This window comes from Rossellomorea sp. DA94, assembly GCF_029834455.1.
GTDB classification, from domain to species: domain Bacteria; phylum Bacillota; class Bacilli; order Bacillales; family Bacillaceae_B; genus Rossellomorea; species Rossellomorea vietnamensis.
Map to the genome: position 1 here is coordinate 2,734,221 of NZ_CP122397.1, position 17,174 is coordinate 2,751,394.

Here is a 17,174-nt window from a genome sequence, read left to right on the forward strand (position 1 = left end):
CTATCACCTCTCCTACTCATTTTACCGAATCTATGTTCGAAACTAAAGTAAAAAAACCACCTTTCCATATTCATCCTTGTCCAAAAGGGAATGCGACGAGGGAAAAGACACTCTATCTTTTTTCTTATTGGTTGTATAGGACAAATGCACATTTTTGTTGGTGTGGCATAGGCTAGTATGAATACGTTTCCCGTGAAAGGAGCATACCCATGTCCAAGGATTCAAACAAAGGCGGTTTTGGTGACCTGATGCATTCCATGAATGAATTCTTCCATGAAAGACCGATGAAAGGCATGTTACAAAGTATCGATGAATTCTTCACATCTTCTGCCAACCCGTTTGGCTCGTTCCCAGTTGAATTGAGTGAAGCCGACGATCATTATCTCGTCACTGCGGAACTTCCCGGTGTAAACCGAGAGCAAATACAACTCGATGTGTTTCCTCAGTACATCACGATTTCTGTGATCCATAAAGAAATATATTCAGAAGAAAATGAAAAACACCAGACAATCAGAAGAAAGCAATCCATGAGAAAAAGCAGCAGGACCGTATCCTTTCCAAGAACCGTTAACGAAAAGAATGTGAAAGCTTCCTATAAAGATGGTTTATTATCAGTAAAAGTAAAAAAGGAATCAGGAAAGCGGATAGAAATTGAATAAAAGAGAAAGGAGCTGCGTGAATGCAGCTCCTTTCTCTTTAGAATTTAAATATCCCGCCTAAGCCTTTTACAAGAGATGAAACTTGATTGATGGCACCCATCATCTGTCCAGTCGTATTCATCATTTTGTTGAAATCCAGCGATCCGTCCTGCGATTTAAAGGAGTTCATGATGCCGCTTACCCCTCCTGAAGAAGGTTTCGTCATAAAAGATGCTTTCGGGTAGGGATTCGCGTAGGACTGCTGTTCCATCGCTTTCATTTGATATGGATTATATTCTTTGTGCTGAAGAGGATTTTCAAAATATGGATTCATTTGCTGAGGCTGATTCATCTGCTGATATTGATTCATCTGACTCGAGGGTCCTGAATAAGGTCCATCCGGCTGTGGTAAATAATTGGGTTGATAAGGTCCATAATTCGGCGGTCTCATCCCCTGCGTCGGATAGTTCACCATCGGACCCATATTCTGAGGCTGTAAATGGTGATATGGGTATGGCTGAAATTGCATCTGTCTCGAATATGGTGAAGAATTCATACTTAGCCCCCCTACATTTAGTGGTTACTATATTTTATGTATGAATGGAAAAATGGTGAAAGAACCCATAAAGATTTTTCGACAACCCTGAGAAGAATGTCGGAAGTTACACTATTCTTACAACTTAAAGAAAGGGTAATCTATGATAGGATGAAGATAGAAAGAGCTATGATCATTCATAAGAAATATGTGTATTGGGAGGAATCAAGATGGACCTTAACGAATTGCTGAAAAGATATGAAAGCAGTAAACAGTATCAAGCAACCGACCAACAAGAACTTATTACACTGGCCAAAAAACTTTATATTTCGAATGAAATCTCCTTTTATCACTACAAAGGATTAGCGAAGCAGATCAATACAATAGAAGAAAATGCGATTTCAACTCCATAAGAAAGAGGCTGCCAATACGGCAGCCTCTTATTTTCCTTTCAGTTCATCGAGTTCGGTACCGAGAACGTACGAAACAGATTGGAAGTGACTGATGAACCGGTTGTAACTGGACTCAGGAAAGAAACAGTGGACTGATAACATTTCTATATTATCGAACGTATTGAGAATCTGAGGTAAATGGATGTGCTTCGGCTTCGTATCTTTGATCCAATTCAGGGACAGGTCTTTCCATCGGTCATTCTTTTCTTTCACTTCGTCCGCAAACGGCTTCACTTCAGTATAAAAGTCCCCTTTTTCACCTGACTCGCGCCTGCTTTTATATTCACTAATCATCTTCTCGGACAGGACAAGAAGTTCTTCCGTCACTTGTATCAATTCTTTCAAAAAAAGCCCTCCATGAAAAATCTAGACAAAAAATAAAAGTAGCACCATGCTACTTTCTTATAAAATCAGTTTAAGACGTCTTAAAGGATAATTCAAGTTTTTGTAAGACATAGGACTTTTCTCTATTCTTCAAAAGAACCGTTTTAGATCCGGTCTTTCTCTCCAATGAACTTAATTGACTGTCCATTTTCTGTATTTGATCGGTTAGGGTGCCAAGTCCTTCTTCCTCTTCGACTGAGATTCGGTCATGCAGGCTCTGTTCCAACTGATTGAGGCTTTCTTCGATTTCAGCTAACTTTAACATAATATCTTGTTTTGGAAGCATGTGAATCCTCCCACCTTTTTTTTGGATTAATACAGTAATTCTCCGTCCTTTTTCCTTTCCCTCCCCCCCTGACAAAACTAGAAGCGTTTCGCCAAAGAAAGTGCAAATAGGACATTCCTACAGGATGTTTCGACACCTCCTGAATAAAAGGTAGCAAAACTCAAAATACTATGGGTGGAGGTGTTACTCAATGAAAAATCCAAAAAACAAACAAACCAAGCCGCAACAAGCCGAAACCAAAGCATCCAAAGGCAACCCTAAACTAGAAGGCGAAAACAGGCCCTCTACCTAAGAAAGCGGAGGCGGCTTGATCAGGCCCGACAAGCATAAGACGAACCATCCGGAAAGGCGCATTTTGCCTTTTTGGATGGTTTGACTTATGACCTCGAGGGTCTAGCCGCCGGAGCTGGACTAAATAAGAAAGCGGAGGGGCTTTGCCCAGAGGCGACAAGCATAAGGCGAGAACACCGGAAAGGCGCCCTTTGCCTTTTTGGTGTTCTTGACTTATGACCTCGAGCCTCTAAGCCCCGGAGCTGGACTACGCTAAACAATTCAACTTTCAAAAGAAGATGCGGACAGTTTCAAAATGTCCGCATCTTCTTTTTCTTTCGACCAGGCCATATCCCCTTGAAAAACTTCTTGGTGACTGCCATTTTCTGCAGTTGCCGCTGCTTATGGAAAAACCACTTTGTCATGATGACGTCTCCAGGGAGTTCCTGCTTTTCATACCAGTTCCCCTCAATGATTTTGTCGACGGACCAGTCTTTGCGATGAGCCCAATTATGGGTTATTGGACCGTATGCCTTTTTAAGAAAAGGTGTATTCGTATCAGGTACTCCACGGCAGTATTTCTCGTAATCCGTCCTGGTACCTGTATGCTCGACCTTTAAAGCAAATTCAAGAAAAAGACTATGGTATTCAGGATGAAATAATAGTTCAAATAAGAGGTTACCCAACTTGATTCTATTTTCAACTTTTCTGAAACCATGTACACTCGCCCCGTAAAGGTCTCCATGTAAAGTCGGGAAAAGGACGGAACTGAAATGCAGGTGATCTTCTATAAAGAAGAGCGACGTGCCAAACACCCTTCTCTTGTACAGCCCATGCTCGATGACCGGCCCCTGGATAAGATGCTGTTCATTTATGATGAGTGACTGGACCAATCGCCTTTCATCCCTCTCCTCCCAGAACCGGTTCCATTCCTCTTCCATAAAATGCGAAATGTGAAAGTCTTGAAAGAGATGAAACATTTTCTTCTTATATAACGTCGAATAATGATAGAGAAGGAGTTGAGGGAATGCATCCTGAAAGATGCTCCAATTCGCCCTTTCATATGTCATAAACAGAAGATCGCATGTCTTATGACTCAAGAGGTCGGGAAAGATATCCCCCTTTAAATCGGTCATATTCCATCCTGCATTCCTTGATACCATAGAGGCAAGGAAAGACCATTTGATCTCAGGATGAAGGAGAAAAAATGTTTGATAAGCTTTTGTGCGTGATATATTATCCTGATTGTATTCATCCACCAGATGATTTACATCGTGTATCCATTCTTTTGTACGTTTAGGTTCAGGTAAATAGGGTAAAAAGCGATAAGTATTGCTGAATTTATCCATCCTTCCTATCCCACCTCCCCATCTAATCCTAGAATGAGGAGATTTGTAAACAATTATTCACACAAAATGGAGTGGTTTCTGTTATGATATAGATTAGTCTGCGAGGTGAATTACCATGAAATTCCATTATCCCAATGGGAAGAAATATGTGGAAGCGACATTACCCTCAAAAAAACCAAAGGCAAAACCGAAACAAGTATCGTACAGCAATAGAGGGATGACACTGGAAGAAGATATCAATGAAACCAATCAATATTATTTGACGTTTCAAAAAGCGGTGATTCACAAAAAACCCACCCCGGTTCAAATTGTGGATGTCCACTATCCTTCAAGGAGTGCCGCCGTCATAAAGGAAGCGTACTTTAAACAGCCGTCAACGACAGACTATAACGGGGTCTTCAAAGGAAGATACATTGACTTTGAAGCGAAGGAAACGAAAAATAAGACGTCCTTCCCCCTTCAAAATTTTCATGAACACCAGATTCTTCACATGGAGTCCGTCCATAAGCAGGAAGGTATCACTTTCGTACTAATAAGGTTCTCCCTCTCAGAAGAGGTATTCCTCCTCCCCTACGAGGCACTGCGTGTTTACTGGGACCGCATGGCAGGTGGCGGGAGAAAATCAATCAAGCGGGAGGAAATGGAAGAGAAAGGGTTCTCCATTCCCCTGGGACTCCATCCCAGGGTCGATTATTTAAAAATAGTCCATCAGTTATATTTTTAGTTTATGAAAAATGAGTTAATCTATATTTTATCTCATTATGAGTAGTATATTTTTAATCTTAGACAATACTAAAAACAGAGAAGACCTGAAAGTGAGGAAACAATATGGCTGGTCAATATAAGTCAAGGGAAGAAAAACGCCTGGCCCAACAGAAGTCTAAATCCCCTAAGGGCAAGAAAAAAGGCTCTATGGTTAAGCGCGTCATTATATCATTATTTATTATCGGGATCATCGGGATGCTCGCGGGTGCAGGGTTATTTGCCTATTACGCATCAAGCGCACCAAAGCTTGACGAAAAGTTGCTGAAGGATCCGATCGCATCGGAGATTTATGATATGAACGGAGACCTGATCACGACTGTAGGAAAAGAAAAACGGGAGTACGCAAACTTCGACGACATTCCTCAGGTCATGCAGGACGCCGTCATTGCAACGGAGGATAACCGGTTCTACAAACATAACGGTATCGATCTCATCCGTTTAGGTGGTGCAGTCATTGCCAATGTGACCGGTGGATTCGGTTCAGAAGGTGCTTCGACGATCACCCAGCAAGTCATCAAGGGCTCCTTTTTAAGCCCTGAGAAAACCTTGAAGAGAAAAGCTCAGGAAGCGTGGCTTGCGCTGAAACTTGAGCAGGAATATACAAAAGAAGAAATCTTTGAAATGTACTTCAATAAGGTCTATATGTCCGACGGAATCAATGGGATGGCGACAGCTGCAGATCATTATTACGGTAAGGACATCAAGGATATCAAATTGCACGAAGCAGCTATGATTGCGGGACTTCCACAAAGCCCGAATAATTATAACCCTCTTAAGCACCCTGAAAGTGCAGAGAAAAGACGAAATATCGTTCTGTCATTAATGGCTCAGCACGGTAAAATTACGGAAAAAGAAAAGAAAGCCGCACAAGCCGTCCCGATTACAAAAGGACTGGTATCGGCTGAAGATGTGGAAAAGAAAAACGGAGATAAGTATCCTGCATTTGTCGATGCGGTGATAGATGAAGTTCAGAAGATGGGAGATTACAACCTATTTTCCGATGGCTTAAAAGTCTATACAACCGTCGACCCGGATGCCCAAACACGATTGGAAGAAATCCTGGCAGGTGAAAACACGAGTTTCAGCTATCCTGAAAATGGTGAAGAGCCAATGCAGGCCGGTGTAACCCTCATGGATACGAAAACCGGAGAAATCAGGGCCATTGGTGGCGGAAGGGAACAAGATCCCGAGGTCAAGCGTGGTTTCAACTACGCCATTGACTCCAAACGTCAGCCGGGATCGACTATCAAGCCATTGCTTGACTACGCTCCTGCCATCGAACATTTAAAATGGTCAACCTACCATATTTTAAAAGATGAGCCTTATGAATATTCAAACGGTACAGAAATCAACAACTACGACGGTCAATTCAAAGGACCGATCACCATCCGTGAAGGACTGTGGGATTCCCGCAATATCACAGCTTTAAAAGCCTTCCAGGCAGTTGGAGCTGAGAAGGCGGCGGATTTCGTCAATGGCTTGGGACTGAAGTTCGACCATTACTATGAATCAGCTTCCATTGGAGGGGTTTCACCTGGTGTAAACTCCGTACAAATGGCCGGTGCGTATGGTGCATTCGGTAATGAAGGTGTTTATAATAAGCCTCACACCGTAACGAAAATCGTCCTGCGCGATGGAGAAACAGAAATTAAGAATGAGAACAAACCAGAACCGGCGATGAAAGAATACACGGCTTATATGGTTTCCGATATGCTGAAAAGCGTCATCGATCACCCGCAAGGTACGGGTAAATTCGCTAAAGTGCCCGGGTTACCGATGGCAGGTAAATCAGGTACGACCAACTATTCCCAAGAAGAGCGGGATAAATATGGCATCGCAAAATCAGGTGCACCTGATTCATGGTTTGTAGGATACACGACCAATTACACGGCAGCCGTTTGGACCGGTTACAAGACTCAATCCATTCCACTGTCCCCTACTGATCGCCATGTCGCTCAATATATCGTAAGTGACTTGATGAGCTATGTTCATGATGGCGTCGATACAGCTGACTTCAAAAAGCCTGACAGCGTAGTGGAATCGAAAGTGGAAATGGGAAGCGATCCTGCGAGACTGCCAAGCGAATATACACCTGATGACAGAATCATCACAGAACTATTCGTGAAGGGAACGGAACCTTCCAAAGTTTCCAAGGAATTCGATAAAATCGATGCCCCTTCCAAACTGAAAGGGAAATTTAATAAGAAGGATAAAACCATCACCCTTGCATGGGATTACGGTAAAGAAAAAGAAGTACAGTTCGAAGTTTCCGTATCCATCAATGGTGAAGCGAAACAAGTCTTGACGACTACAGATAAAAAAGGATTAAATGTCGAAAACATTCAGTCCGAAGGTACCTTCACCTTTGAAGTTGTAGCCATTTCAGGTGATCAACGAAGTAACCCTGCATCCGTAAACGTAGAAGTTAAAGGGGATAAAAAGGATGAAGGAAAGCCGGAAGATGACAATGAAGGCAACAACGACAATGGTCAAGGAAACGGAAATGACCAAGGAAATGGAAATGGCAATGGTAACGGTCAAGGAAACGGAAATGATGATAACTCCGGCAATGACGGCGGTACTCCAGGTAACGAGGATGGTACCACTCCCCCACCTGAAGGAGACGGGACCGGAGACGGAGGAACAGGCGGCGCGGGTGACACTGGAACCGGTGATGGCGGAACGACCGGTGATGGCACTGGCGGAACTGGAACCGGAGATGATACCGGGGCCGGGGCCGGGACCGGAACAGGTGATGGCAATGGTACACCTGCTACTCAATCTGAACCTAGAAGAAATCAAGAATAAAAATAAGGCAACGAGAGATTTTCTCTCGTTGCCTTATTTATTTGCCTATTGATTCAAAGCCTGATACTTGGCATATTGCTTATGCTGTTCTTCAAAAAGCTGGGACAGCTGAATAAACGAGTGATAGAGTGCCGGATTATTTCTGATGAAGGTTAAACGTTCAATGACATTAACAGGCTTTAAGGAAAAGTGTTCAATTGATGACTGCCAATTCTCCAACCTGACCGGATGCTTATTGCTCCAATACAAAAGCACATAAAACCTGGCGATACTTTTTTTCATTGACTCCGGTATGCCTTTTAAGCGGCCTTTGAATAGCACGTTAAGATGCTCCTCTTCTTTTTTCCACTCCATGAGGATGTCTTTAACCCATGACCCTTGAACCAGCCAAGGCGGGGAATCAGCACCCCTCCCATTGTAATAAAGGAGTTCATATGCGAAAAATGGTTCACAAGGTTTAACGTGATTCTCATCGATCTTTACAATATCCCCCGCAAAGAAAAAAGGATCTCGCAATTCTTTCGGAATGGGGAAGACAGTATCACTCATATGCGGCCCTTTTTCTTTAATCTTTTCTGACCTTCCCTGCACAGGTCTACCAGGGGACAAACCTCACATTGAGGAGATTGCGCCTTACAATGATACCTACCGAAAAAAATCAACCGGTGATGGGTTTCTGACCATTCTTCTCTCGGGATTTTTTTCATTAATGTTTTTTCCACTTCCAATACGCTGTCTTTCCACCTGCAGATTCCCAACCTTTTACTGACGCGTTCCACATGGGTGTCGACTGCTAAGGCGGGTTCTCCAAAGGCAACGGAAACCACGACGTTTGCCGTCTTCCTGCCCACGCCGGGAAGCTTCACTAATTCCTCATGTCTTTTCGGCACTTCTCCCCCATACTCAGTAAGGAGTATTTCACATAATTTGCGGATATTTTTAGCTTTATTACGATATAGACCGATAGAGCGTATATCCTGTTGAACTTCCTCCAATGAGACCTCCAGATAGTCCTCAGGTTTTTTATATTTCTCAAATAAACCTTTTGTCACTTTATTCACCAGGACATCCGTACACTGCGCCGATAGAAGGACTGCTATGACGAGTTCAAAGGGATTGTCATGACGGAGTTCACAATGTGCATCGGGGAACATCTTTCTCATTTCATCGAGACAAATATGTATTTGTTTTTTATTTAACATGTTTCCTGCTACCTCCAACCCAAGGAATGAATTGTATCAAAAAAAGAGACCAACCCAAAGATGTGAGAGTCAGTCCCCTTTCATTGTTTTATTGCTCAAGCCAATTATAGAATGGTACTGATTTTCGCTTTGGAGAAGAAGCTGGTTCATTCGAAGCAGCCGGTTTTTGGTGAGACCTGAAGCGTTGACTTTGGCTCCGTGCATCTTCAATGGTCTTCACACCATTTTTCTTCCATTCAAAAAGGATCCGATCGATGTATCTGAAGTTCAGCTTCCCTGAAATGACCGCTTCCCTCAATGCCGCTTTAATGATAATGGCATTGTGATCATCCTGATCCAGCCACATGGCCAGGGTCTCACATTCTAATGGAGAAAGAGGGCGGCCGAATTCTTGTTCGAATGTCGTATAGATATCCGCTTCTTCTTCCATCGATTGCTGCATTTGTTTCATTTTCGAATCCTGGATGACGAATTCCGCCATCTTTTCCCATAGTGGATTGAGAGAATACTTCTCAAATAGGATCCCTTCTGCTGATGAACCTTCTTCAATCGATAAAAATCGTTGTTGAATGAGCTTTCGTAATAGGGATGAACAAAATTCACTGGAAATGCTCATGGGACTGGAAAGCTCTTCCGGTGTGGGAAAATAGTTTCCCTTTTCCAAGTGCCCGTAAATATGCAAAAGCAGGACAAATTCTGATTCATTTAAGCCCAGTGTATGGTAGTTTGATAATAATAATTGCGGGATGTTCAGTGTCCCCTCTTCGATCCAGGACACCATTAATTGTTTATAATCCATATTCAGTACACCTCACTCATTAGTATATCATGATTCAATATATGTGGACATGGTTATGGATTAGAAGAAAGTTGGAAAAACAAAAGATCTCATGATTCATTTATTTCCAAATTTAGTGTAAAACATCGACCGTTCCTTTCCGCTCCAGCCACTTGCTTTCCGCGGGGAGGAAGTCGAGCCTCCTCGGGCTTTGCCCTGCGGGGTCTCGACCTTTCCTCTTTTTCCCGCAGGAGTCAAGTGCCTTCCGCTTCAATCCACTCTGTGCTTCTACATACTGACTGTCAAATTATAAACCTAACTAAAAGAGATCGCTTTGCACAGAATTTTAAATTCGAAAACCATGGTGTTATAAGAATTTGAAATCAAAAGGAGAAGTGGTTTTCACATTAGCCAAAACCCTTAGGCTCTAAATTAAGATCCTAACGACAGTTATAAAAGAAAAGAACCGGCTGGAATGCTCTTAAGCAATCCAGCCAGCTCTAGGGTCAGTGTAATTAAGGATATAGACGGTTTAACAGACGTGGGAATGGGATGGTTTCCCTTACGTGTTCTACTCCGCTGATCCAGGCTACTGTTCGTTCAAGTCCAAGTCCGAAGCCGGAGTGAGGGACTGATCCATATTCCCTTAATTCCAGATACCACTTGTATGCGTCTGTAGCGAGTTCATGCTCTTCGATACGCGCTTTCATCAGCTCTGCATCGTGGATACGTTCTGAACCACCGATAATTTCCCCATACCCTTCAGGAGCAATCAGGTCAGCACATAGTACCACATCATCACGATCCGGATCCGGCTGCATATAGAATGGTTTTAGTGAAGTCGGATAATGGGTGATGAACACAGGCTTATCATAACTTTCAGCGATGGCCGTCTCGTGCGGAGCACCAAAGTCATCTCCCCACTCGATATCATCAAAGCCTTTTTCATGCAATAATTTCAGGGCATCATCATATGTGATGCGCGGGAACGGAGCTTTGATCTGCTCAAGTTTAGACACGTCTCTTCCAAGGCGGTCCAATTCAAGCTTGCAATTATCCAGTACGGATTGAACGATATAAGAAACGTACTGCTCCTGAACTTCAAGGTTGTCCTTGAAATCATAGAAAGCCATTTCTGGCTCGATCATCCAGAATTCGATCAGATGACGACGTGTTTTAGACTTCTCCGCCCTGAATGTAGGGCCGAATGAGAATACTTTCCCTAATGCCATGGCAGCCGCTTCCATATAAAGCTGACCACTTTGGGAAAGGAATGCGTCTTCTTCAAAATATTTAGTGGCAAATAATTCAGTCGTTCCTTCCGGTGCACTTCCAGTGAGGATCGGTGGATCCACCTTGACGAATCCTTCTTGATTGAAGAATTCGTATGTAGCACGGATGATTTCGTTCCGCACTTTCATCACGGCATGCTGCTTGCGGGAACGAAGCCAAAGGTGACGATGGTCCATCAGGAATTCAGTTCCATGCTCCTTCGGTGTGATGGGATAATCCACGGCTTCGTGGATCACTTCCACGCTCTTCACCTGCAGCTCGTATCCAAATGGTGAACGGGAATCTTCTGAAACCGTTCCTGTTACATATAGAGACGTTTCTTGAGTCAATGATTTTGCTTTTTGAAAGATTTCTTCTTCCACTTCACTTTTGACGACAACACCTTGAATGAATCCAGTACCGTCACGAAGCTGAAGAAAGGCAATTTTTCCACTTGAACGTTTGTTGGCAAGCCATGCTCCGATGGTTACTTCTTCACCAACGAACTTACTTACTTGAGATATAGTAGTTTTCACGATTTTTTCCCTCCAAAAAAACTAAGACGCTTATGTATCGTTATTTATTATACATTTACCATTATCCCGTCGCAATAGATAGAGCGAAACGAGATGAGTTTAAGGAAAAAGCAGACCGGTATACGGTCTGCGATTCCCTGCATTATCTGCTTTTATCCTCAACAAATTTATGCATGCGCCCGATCGCTTCTTCAAGAGCATCGAGGCTTGTGGCATATGAAAGGCGGATATTGTTTTCCGACCCGAATCCTGAACCTGGGATGACGGCCACCTTCGCCTCTTCAAGGAGGGCCTTCGTGAATTCATCAACAGTGTGATAGCCTGTTTTCTTTGCGGCTTCCAACACATTTGGGAATAGATAGAAAGCACCTTGAGGTTTCAAACAATGGAACCCTGGAATACGGTTCAATTTATCAAACACAATGTTTAAGCGCTCTTCGAATGCCTCCCTCATATCCTCTACAGGCTTCTGGTCCCCCATGTAAGCTGCAACGGTCCCGTATTGTGAGGTCGTAGTGGGGTTGGAAGTTGAGTGGCTGGCAAGATTGGTCATCGCTTTGATGACGGATTCGTTTCCTGCCGCATACCCGATTCTCCATCCCGTCATGGAGTGTGATTTAGAGACTCCATTGATCACAATGGTTTGTTCTTTCAATTCCGGGGACAATTCTGCGATGGACGTATGGGTGTTCCCACCATAAACCAGCTTCTCATATATTTCATCAGACACGATCATGATGCCCTTTTCCAAGCACACTTCGCCGATGGCCCCAAGCTCTTCACGGGAATACAGCATACCTGTAGGGTTGCTTGGTGTGTTGAGTATGACTGCCTTCGTTTTCGAAGTGACTGACTCTTCCAGCTGTTTGGGGGTGATTTTATACTCATTCTCTTCTTTTCCTTCGACAATGACAGGAGTCCCACCGGCCAGCTTCACTTGTTCAGGATAGCTTACCCAGTATGGTGTAGGGATGATGACTTCATCCCCTTCATTTAATAAAACTTGAAATAATGTATATAGGGCATGCTTTGCCCCGCTTGTCACTATGAGCTCGGATGGTTTGTAGATCAGGTGCTGATCGGTTTCAAACTTATGGATGATCGCTTCTTTCAGTTTGGCCATCCCACCGGACGGAGTATATTTCGTATGACCTTCCGTCATGGACTCATAGGCCGCCTTGATGATATGTTCCGGTGTATTGAAGTCGGGTTCTCCGGCACCCAAACCGATGACATCGATACCCTGTGACTTCATTTCCTTCGCTTTAGCCGTGATTGCTAATGTCGTGGATGGTGTTAATGCACTGACTCTATCAGCTAACGTGAATTTCATTTGTCCTGTTCCCCCTGATCATAAATTTTCAATTTTTCTCCACCATTCCCCGGTAGAAAACAGCAGATAATAATAATTTAAATTGTCTTGTTGATCTAAGTAGGTCATTTCCCATACCGGACCGACGGATTCATACCCTAAACGGACCGATAGTAATTCTTTTGGTTTCTTTTCATCATTTAGTTTATTGATTGCCTGATCTTTTGTAATGCCATTGGCCCATTTTTTCTCAATAATTTTCCCCTTCTTACCCGGGACCCAGGCAACCAGCTTTTCCCTCTTTTCATTTTGGCCGGTTACCACTACATAGGACTTCGAGCCATTATAAAAGCTCGTGTCCTCCACTTTCACGATGGCAGTTTCATCTTCCACCCGCTTCAAGGCCAGGTCCCTCTGATGATCAAGAGGATTCCGGGAAAGCTGGTACACAAGTACAGAGGCTGAGATTCCAATGACGAGGAACAATAGTACGATGATGGTTATCCATTTTTTCATTACAATCACTCTTTATGTACGATAAATTGTTAATACTGCTTGATTCTGATCTTCCGGATCTAATGCTAAACCAAACATATAATCATCTTTTTTTAACGTTCTATTCAATGTATCAACCACTTTATATAAGTTATCCGTATACTCGATACGAACAGTGGAAAGAACTTCAATTCGGCTTTCCATGTTGGTCCTCCTTTTAACTATTACCCTCATTCGAGTAAAAAAACTCTACACACATTATAACAACATAAGGGGCCACCTTGGTAGGGGAATATCATAAAAACAGTGATGAATTCATACACGGAAGGCTGAGCTGTCAGCCTCCCTCCTTGAATACTCCATCTTCCTGATCAAACGTGAGCACCTCGTAGTTTCTTCTGTTAAATTTTACTGCTATCAGCCCGTGTTGACCCGTTAAGTAAAGGTCGATCCACGCTTCGTTGATAGCTTCAAGCATTTCACCATTCAGCAGCCTTTCTTTAGAACGGTAGAGAATGGCGGTTTGTGGGTCAACATGCTTAAGAAGCCTGTGAGACATACCTTCTGATTTGGCATGGACCGGCAGTTTCACGATGTTAACGTTTTTCAAGGGTTTACTGAGCAGCACCCCTTCAGCATGTGATGATTGGGAACTCAGCCAGAGAAAGCGATGCTGAAAAAAAGTGAAGGAAAAGTCCAACCCTTCTCTCTTTTCGTTTCCTTCGTGTAGAGCCCTCATGGTTAATTCATCTGAAAATGTACAGGTCTGGTCCTCTTGTATCGTATGAAGGTATCGGGAGACTCTTTTCGGCATAAGTGTTTCAAGGGATTTCCCTACGATGATTTCTTCAATGCCGAACTTTTTCACCAGTTCAACGATCATTCTCACGTCGACTTCATTCTTCTCCGTAATGATCAAACCCTTGATGGTGCCTATATGAATTTGATTGAAATAATAATAAAGTTGCCTGCGGTCCTTAAATGATCCTGTATTGATCAAATAATGATTGCCAGATGCCAGGTGAAGGACAGCGACTTCCCCTTTTTCGACAGGGAGGAAACTAAGCGCATACTCTTCTTGGGAGATATGTAAATTCACCTTGGGTACTTTCATTCCATAAGCATTTGACGTCATCAGGAGAAAAGACAGCACGGCCAGTAAAATCACTCTCATTTACAATCCTCCAGTTTCACATCTCCCCTTTAGATTGTGTCAAAGGAGAGATTTTATCACTGAAGTTCAAACGGATTTCAGAGCCAATCCTCGATCCAGGAAACAAGATCAAATAGATCGCCTTCTTTGGCTTCCATTGAAGGGATCGACTGCAGGAATGCTTTACCGTACCTTGTTGTCTTGATTCTACGGTCATACACAATCACGATCCCCCGATCACTGCTTCTTCTGATCAGCCTTCCTACCCCTTGTTTGAAGCGGATGATGGCTTCAGGTAAAGAGTGTAAAGAAAACGGGTTCTTCCCCTGGGCTTTCAGGATATCAGATTTCGCCTGATTGACCGGCTCATCCGGTGGGGAAAACGGCAGTCTCACCATGGCAAGGCAGGACAGGTCCTCTCCTGGAATGTCCACCCCTTCCCAGAAACTGCTCGTCCCAAATAAAATCGCCTTGTCGAACCGTTGGAAGTTCTTGGTCAACCGGGTCCGGCTGCCTGATGTGATCCCCTGTGCCATCAACACATATTCTTCCAATAAGCCACTTTCCTTCATGAGCTCGTATGTTTTCCTCAGCATATCGTAGGACGTGAATAATATGAGCATCCGTCCCTTTGTCGCCTGGGCGACCCCTATTAAATGGGAACTGATGGCCTCAATATATTCCTCGCTTTGAACCTGTTGAATTTCAGGTACATCCGTTGGGACGAAAAGCCTTGAGACCTCATGATAGTCGAAGGGGGAAGTCAGCTGCACTTTTTTCACATTGTCTGCAAGTCCGATTTCATTCAGGAAGTATTGAAATGATCCGCTGACGGTCAACGTGGCAGATGTCAACACCACGCTTTTCTTCTTGGCGAAAATCTCACTCTGAAGATTCCCGTCGACCATGATCGGCTGAGCCTGGATGGTCAGGCTGTTCGGCAGCGACCGTGTATCTCCATCAAGCCAGAGAACATGATTGTTCATATCTTTTAGAAACACGGTTTGAAAGTTCGTTCTCAATTCCTTCAAATCCACCAAAAAGCTATAGAATTCTTCAATTAGTGCCTTTTCTTTATCAAGGAGTTTGACTTTCTTCTCCTTGATGGTATCCAGCACCTGCTGAAACTCCCTTTCCATATGCTTCATTCCTGAAATCACACGTTCCATCGACATGAGGACAGGTTGCCAATAACGGCTGTTTTTCATTTCATCGGTAATGCGCAGCTGGATCTTCTGTATCCCGGTTCTCTTTTTAGCCTTTTTGTAGAATATACTTGTCAAGACAGAAAACGCTTCTTCCAGATCCAGATAGAACTGCCCGATGATTTTATCCAATACAAAGGTATGGGTCTTCAAATCGACAGAGTGACTGGAAAGAAGCTGATCCAACCGGTAGAACAGTTGTTTATGATCCAACGTCCCCAGCTGTGAAGTGCTGAACTTAATGGAGAGATAATCCATGATTACTCCTAGATGCTGCCGCGCTGATTTTTCCAAATGATGGGCCTCATCGATCACTAAATAATCATAGGGAGGGAGCATGCTGCTCTCCCTCACCATATCGGTTAATAGCATTGAATGGTTGGTGATGATGATATCTGCTTCCTGGGCATTCTTTCTTGCGGCAAGATAGAAATCCTTCCCGATCCAGGGATCTTTTGTATGGGCGAGGTGCCAGCCGTCGTGTTTTAATCGATTCCAAAACAACTGCCCCCCGGAAGTGAGGTTCAATTCATCCATATCCCCGGTCTCGGTCCGTGTCAGCCATACAAGAATCTGCATCTTTGTCAGGACCACATCGTACTGGGATTCTTCTTCCCTGAGGGACTGCTCGAATTTAAACAGATTTATGTAATGATTCTTCCCCTTCAAAAGAACGGTCCTAAAAGGGGTTGGACTCATTTTCTCCAGTAATTTAATTTCTTTATGAAGCAGTTGCTCTTGCAATTGAATGGTATATGTACTGATGACCACTCTTTCGTGTGTGCGTTTGGCAAACAGAACGGCTGGCCATAAGTAACCCAGTGACTTTCCAACACCGGTACCCGCTTCGATGACCACATGCTGTGCTTCATCAAAGGCATGCCCTATTTCTTTCATCATGACCATTTGCTGCTCTCTTTTTTCATAGAAAGGAACATGCTGCGCCAGGTGTCCTTCTATATCGGATAGGTCAAAATCGACCTCTGCATCGCTTGTCACCGGGAGATTCTTCTTCCGAAGGGCAAGGCCCCGGTATACCTCCAGGTCTTCTGAGAGATCCTCTACATGCTTTTGTTTATTTGTCACGATGCTGTCAAACAACAAGTCAATATCACTCTTTAAGTGATTTGAGAGTTTATGAAGTTTTTCAAGGGTGACCAGGGGAAGCTTTGAAAGTTCTTCGATAAAATAAAGAAGGATTTCAGCTGTCACATAAGCATCGCTGTCCGCCTGATGCGGCCTGACATGGCTCAAATTCAATGAATTGGATAGCTCCGTCAGTTTAAAGCTGTCCGCCGATGGCAGAGCCACCTTTGCGAGCTCCACTGTATCAAAGGCAGGTCCCTTAAATGGGTTATACCCTGCTTCTTCCAGCTCTGCCTGAAGGAAAGAAAGATCAAATTGGACGTTGTGGGCGACAAAGATACCATGATCCAATAATTCCAGGATTTTCGGTGCAATTTCGTGAAAGAACGGCGCGTCCTTCACCATGTCATCATTGATCCCGGTTAACTCCTCTATAAATGCAGGAATGGGTTTTCCCGGAGATACGAAGGACGTAAATTGATCGATGATTTTCCCACCTTCTATAATAACCGCTGATAGTTGAATGATTTTTTCACCCTTTTTAGGGGAATTTCCTGTTGTTTCCAAGTCGATGACAACCAGTTTAAATGGGTACATGTTATTCACTGCCTTTATATAGATCCTACTCTTATGATTTTCTAAATAAGT

Annotated in this window: 17 protein-coding genes; 4 read left to right on the forward strand and 13 right to left on the reverse strand. The window is 43.5% G+C overall.

Annotated features, from left to right (window positions below; translation table 11 throughout):
• Positions 1 to 209: 209 nt before the first annotated feature.
• Positions 210 to 659: an Hsp20/alpha crystallin family protein gene (locus tag P8596_RS14240; RefSeq protein ID WP_224519655.1), complete on the forward strand. Its 450-nt coding sequence runs from the start codon at positions 210 to 212 to the stop codon at positions 657 to 659.
• A 37-nt stretch (positions 660 to 696) separates the two neighbouring features.
• On the opposite strand, the gene P8596_RS14245 is transcribed toward P8596_RS14240, so the two are convergent.
• Positions 697 to 1,194: a YppG family protein gene (locus tag P8596_RS14245; protein WP_224519654.1), complete on the reverse strand. Its 498-nt coding sequence runs from the start codon at positions 1,192 to 1,194 to the stop codon at positions 697 to 699.
• Positions 1,195 to 1,403: 209 nt separating this feature from the next.
• Between P8596_RS14245 and yppF the strand changes: the two genes are divergently transcribed.
• The gene (gene yppF, locus P8596_RS14250; RefSeq protein ID WP_279724193.1) at positions 1,404 to 1,586 is read left to right on the forward strand and encodes a YppF family protein; all 183 of its coding nucleotides are present in this window, start codon (positions 1,404 to 1,406) and stop codon (positions 1,584 to 1,586) included.
• A gap of 27 nt (positions 1,587 to 1,613) precedes the next feature.
• Here the strand turns inward: yppF and P8596_RS14255 are convergent, their stop codons facing one another.
• From P8596_RS14255 to P8596_RS14265, 3 genes are all read right to left on the reverse strand, one after another.
• Positions 1,614 to 1,970, reverse strand: a complete 357-nt coding sequence (locus tag P8596_RS14255) for a YppE family protein (RefSeq protein ID WP_224519652.1) — start codon at positions 1,968 to 1,970, stop codon at positions 1,614 to 1,616.
• Positions 1,971 to 2,040: 70 nt separating this feature from the next.
• On the reverse strand, positions 2,041 to 2,295 hold the full coding sequence (locus tag P8596_RS14260) for a hypothetical protein (protein WP_224519651.1): 255 nt from the start codon (positions 2,293 to 2,295) through the stop codon (positions 2,041 to 2,043).
• Between the two features lie 581 nt (positions 2,296 to 2,876).
• Complete coding sequence (locus tag P8596_RS14265) at positions 2,877 to 3,914, reverse strand: DUF2515 family protein (protein WP_279724194.1); 1,038 nt, start codon at positions 3,912 to 3,914, stop codon at positions 2,877 to 2,879.
• Between the two features lie 115 nt (positions 3,915 to 4,029).
• Here P8596_RS14265 and recU point away from each other — a divergent pair, with 115 nt between their 5' ends.
• Together recU and P8596_RS14275 are read left to right on the forward strand one after the other, a co-directional pair.
• A complete protein-coding gene (recU, locus tag P8596_RS14270; RefSeq protein WP_034758455.1) occupies positions 4,030 to 4,638 on the forward strand; it encodes a Holliday junction resolvase RecU in 609 nt (202 codons plus the stop codon).
• A gap of 104 nt (positions 4,639 to 4,742) precedes the next feature.
• On the forward strand, positions 4,743 to 7,487 hold the full coding sequence (locus P8596_RS14275; protein WP_279724195.1) for a transglycosylase domain-containing protein: 2,745 nt from the start codon (positions 4,743 to 4,745) through the stop codon (positions 7,485 to 7,487).
• A gap of 45 nt (positions 7,488 to 7,532) precedes the next feature.
• Here P8596_RS14275 and P8596_RS14280 read toward each other — a convergent pair whose 3' ends face one another.
• The 9 genes from P8596_RS14280 to dinG form a co-directional block, all read right to left on the reverse strand.
• Complete coding sequence (locus tag P8596_RS14280) at positions 7,533 to 8,036, reverse strand: YpoC family protein (RefSeq protein ID WP_279724196.1); 504 nt, start codon at positions 8,034 to 8,036, stop codon at positions 7,533 to 7,535.
• On the reverse strand, positions 8,033 to 8,689 hold the full coding sequence (gene nth, locus P8596_RS14285) for an endonuclease III (RefSeq protein WP_224519647.1): 657 nt from the start codon (positions 8,687 to 8,689) through the stop codon (positions 8,033 to 8,035). The genes P8596_RS14280 and nth overlap by 4 nt, the downstream gene beginning before the upstream one ends.
• Positions 8,690 to 8,777: 88 nt before the next feature.
• Positions 8,778 to 9,488 (reverse strand): DnaD domain-containing protein, encoded by a 711-nt coding sequence (locus P8596_RS14290; RefSeq protein ID WP_224519646.1) that lies wholly within the window; start codon positions 9,486 to 9,488, stop codon positions 8,778 to 8,780.
• A gap of 494 nt (positions 9,489 to 9,982) precedes the next feature.
• A complete protein-coding gene (asnS, locus tag P8596_RS14295; protein ID WP_224519645.1) occupies positions 9,983 to 11,275 on the reverse strand; it encodes an asparagine--tRNA ligase in 1,293 nt (430 codons plus the stop codon).
• Positions 11,276 to 11,417: 142 nt separating this feature from the next.
• Positions 11,418 to 12,608, reverse strand: coding sequence for a pyridoxal phosphate-dependent aminotransferase (locus P8596_RS14300; protein ID WP_224519644.1), 1,191 nt, complete (start codon positions 12,606 to 12,608; stop codon positions 11,418 to 11,420).
• Between the two features lie 18 nt (positions 12,609 to 12,626).
• A complete protein-coding gene (locus P8596_RS14305) occupies positions 12,627 to 13,103 on the reverse strand; it encodes a cell wall elongation regulator TseB-like domain-containing protein (RefSeq protein ID WP_229592407.1) in 477 nt (158 codons plus the stop codon).
• 12 nt (positions 13,104 to 13,115) lie between these two features.
• Positions 13,116 to 13,286: a YpmA family protein gene (locus P8596_RS14310; protein ID WP_079533122.1), complete on the reverse strand. Its 171-nt coding sequence runs from the start codon at positions 13,284 to 13,286 to the stop codon at positions 13,116 to 13,118.
• Between the two features lie 133 nt (positions 13,287 to 13,419).
• Complete coding sequence (locus tag P8596_RS14315) at positions 13,420 to 14,256, reverse strand: hypothetical protein (protein ID WP_279724197.1); 837 nt, start codon at positions 14,254 to 14,256, stop codon at positions 13,420 to 13,422.
• Between the two features lie 77 nt (positions 14,257 to 14,333).
• A complete protein-coding gene (dinG, locus tag P8596_RS14320; RefSeq protein ID WP_279724198.1) occupies positions 14,334 to 17,123 on the reverse strand; it encodes an ATP-dependent DNA helicase DinG in 2,790 nt (929 codons plus the stop codon).
• Positions 17,124 to 17,174 lie beyond the last annotated feature (51 nt).

Bases quoted from the DNA above. Each gene is read 5' to 3' on its own strand.
- P8596_RS14280 (WP_279724196.1), bottom strand. From the start codon at position 8,036: ATGAGTGATACTGTCTTCCCCATTCCGAAAGAATTGCGAGATCCTTTT.
- P8596_RS14265 (WP_279724194.1), bottom strand. From the start codon at position 3,914: ATGGATAAATTCAGCAATACTTATCGCTTTTTACCCTATTTACCTGAA.
- recU (WP_034758455.1), top strand. From the start codon at position 4,030: ATGAAATTCCATTATCCCAATGGGAAGAAATATGTGGAAGCGACATTA.
- yppF (WP_279724193.1), top strand. From the start codon at position 1,404: ATGGACCTTAACGAATTGCTGAAAAGATATGAAAGCAGTAAACAGTAT.
- P8596_RS14300 (WP_224519644.1), bottom strand. From the start codon at position 12,608: ATGAAATTCACGTTAGCTGATAGAGTCAGTGCATTAACACCATCCACG.
- P8596_RS14305 (WP_229592407.1), bottom strand. From the start codon at position 13,103: ATGAAAAAATGGATAACCATCATCGTACTATTGTTCCTCGTCATTGGA.
- P8596_RS14315 (WP_279724197.1), bottom strand. From the start codon at position 14,256: ATGAGAGTGATTTTACTGGCCGTGCTGTCTTTTCTCCTGATGACGTCA.
- dinG (WP_279724198.1), bottom strand. From the start codon at position 17,123: ATGTACCCATTTAAACTGGTTGTCATCGACTTGGAAACAACAGGAAAT.
- P8596_RS14310 (WP_079533122.1), bottom strand. From the start codon at position 13,286: ATGGAAAGCCGAATTGAAGTTCTTTCCACTGTTCGTATCGAGTATACG.
- P8596_RS14240 (WP_224519655.1), top strand. From the start codon at position 210: ATGTCCAAGGATTCAAACAAAGGCGGTTTTGGTGACCTGATGCATTCC.
- P8596_RS14245 (WP_224519654.1), bottom strand. From the start codon at position 1,194: ATGAATTCTTCACCATATTCGAGACAGATGCAATTTCAGCCATACCCA.
- P8596_RS14290 (WP_224519646.1), bottom strand. From the start codon at position 9,488: ATGGATTATAAACAATTAATGGTGTCCTGGATCGAAGAGGGGACACTG.
- P8596_RS14275 (WP_279724195.1), top strand. From the start codon at position 4,743: ATGGCTGGTCAATATAAGTCAAGGGAAGAAAAACGCCTGGCCCAACAG.
- nth (WP_224519647.1), bottom strand. From the start codon at position 8,689: ATGTTAAATAAAAAACAAATACATATTTGTCTCGATGAAATGAGAAAG.
- P8596_RS14260 (WP_224519651.1), bottom strand. From the start codon at position 2,295: ATGCTTCCAAAACAAGATATTATGTTAAAGTTAGCTGAAATCGAAGAA.